Source organism: Desulfobotulus alkaliphilus, from assembly GCF_007830435.1.
Taxonomy (GTDB): domain Bacteria; phylum Desulfobacterota; class Desulfobacteria; order Desulfobacterales; family ASO4-4; genus Desulfobotulus; species Desulfobotulus alkaliphilus.
In genome coordinates this window covers 1-1,690 of record NZ_VLLC01000080.1, presented here as the reverse complement: position 1 = coordinate 1,690, position 1,690 = coordinate 1, and the positions used below count along the sequence as shown (strand labels likewise).

Genomic DNA, 1,690 nt, shown 5'->3' with positions numbered 1-1,690 from the left:
GATTCAGACAGCGATTCAGACTCCGACAGCGACTCAGATTCCGACAGCGACTCGGACTCAGACAGTGACTCGGATTCCGATAGTGATGCGGACTCGGACAGTGATTCGGATTCCGGTGGAAATAGTGGCCCCCTGGTCCTCCCGGACCACCTGGCCCCCCCGATATACCAGCAAGCCCCCTTGCCCTTGATTTGAATGGCAGCGGGAGCATTGAGACCGTCGGCCTTGATGCCGGGGTTCACTTTGACCTCAGCGGCAACGGGTTCCGGGAAAAAACCGGCTGGATAAGCCCGGAAAATGGGCTGCTCGTGCTGGACAGAAATGGTGACGGCATCATCAATGACGGCTCAGAACTCTTCGGTAACTGGACCTTGCTTGAATCCGGATACGCTGCGGCCAACGGTTTCTATGCCCTGGCCGATTTCGACGATAACGGAGACGGATTCATTGATACAAATGACGCAATTTTTTCTGATCTGCGCATTTGGCGTGACCTGGATCAGGACGGGTTCAGTGATCAAGGAGAGTTGTTCACACTGGAAGAGCTTGGTATTGCACGGCTTTCCGTGAACTACGAAAACAGCAATTTCGTAGATGCTGCTGGCAACGAGCACCGTCAGGTGGGCAGCTTCATTACAGAATCGGGCGAAGAGCGCCTCCTCACCGATATCTGGTTCCAACGGAATGTAACCCTTACACTGCCTGGTGAAGTGCTGGACGTCCCGCAGGAAATCGCCCTGCTCCCGGATGCCGTCGGCTATGGCAACACCTACTCCTTACACCAGGCCATGGTAAGGGACGAGACCGGAACCCTTCAAAGTCTTGTCGAAGACTTCGTAGCTGAAGCAGACCCCAACCGTCGAAAAAACCTTGTCACCGATATTCTGTTTACCTGGGCGGGGCAGACTGAGGCCGACAAAAACCGGTTCAGGGGCTATGAAGGCCTGGTGGATGGCCGCAAAATTGGCGTTCTGGAAGCATTCCTCGGCCATGAAGTCGGTGGGCCAAGGGGTTCAGGCCAAGACTACGCAAGGATTTTCCACGGATTATACGGTCAATGGGAAGACGCCGTATTTTATCAGCTCATGGCAGGGTCTCATCTTGCAGACATCTTTAAGTTGATACCTTTCACCCATGATAAGGAAACCGATATCTGGACCGGGCAGTATGAAGCCGCATCCGAAAGTATAATGGAAAACCTTATTGAAAACCCTGCCAGCGCCGCAATACTGATACCTGAGTATCTGCGGACGGTAAGTGGTATCAACCCCTACGCAGGCACCAACCTGGCAGATGCCACAGCCGCCCTCATGGCTGCCGGACAGGGCCACAATGCTGCATTCACCGCATACTGGCAGTCCTTGCTGGAATCAGGAGACCAGGAAACGCAGCGACAATTCGCAGAATTTATGATTTCAGGACAAATGGCCTCCATTCTTTCTGACTGGACCTGGGGACGCAATGCGCTGGTCGATGTTCTGAGTGACCCCATGATGCTGTCAGCGCTTCGGGGCCACGCAGATATTGCGGGCGAGCTTGCCGATGAACTGTTCCAGTCTGCTACGGTGATACGGGCTACACCCGGCAATCAGACCCTCCACGGCCACGATGGTGCCGATATCATGACCGGCCATGACGAGGGCATCAACCGCCTTTATGGCGGTGCCGGGGATGATCTGCTCATTGCAGG

At 54.7% G+C, this 1,690-nt stretch carries 1 protein-coding gene; it reads left to right on the top strand.

Annotated features, from left to right (window positions below; genetic code table 11):
- Positions 1 to 191: 191 nt before the first annotated feature.
- Positions 192 to 1,690: hypothetical protein (locus LZ24_RS16935; RefSeq protein WP_222427700.1), on the top strand; the 1,499-nt coding region annotated here is incomplete at its 3' end.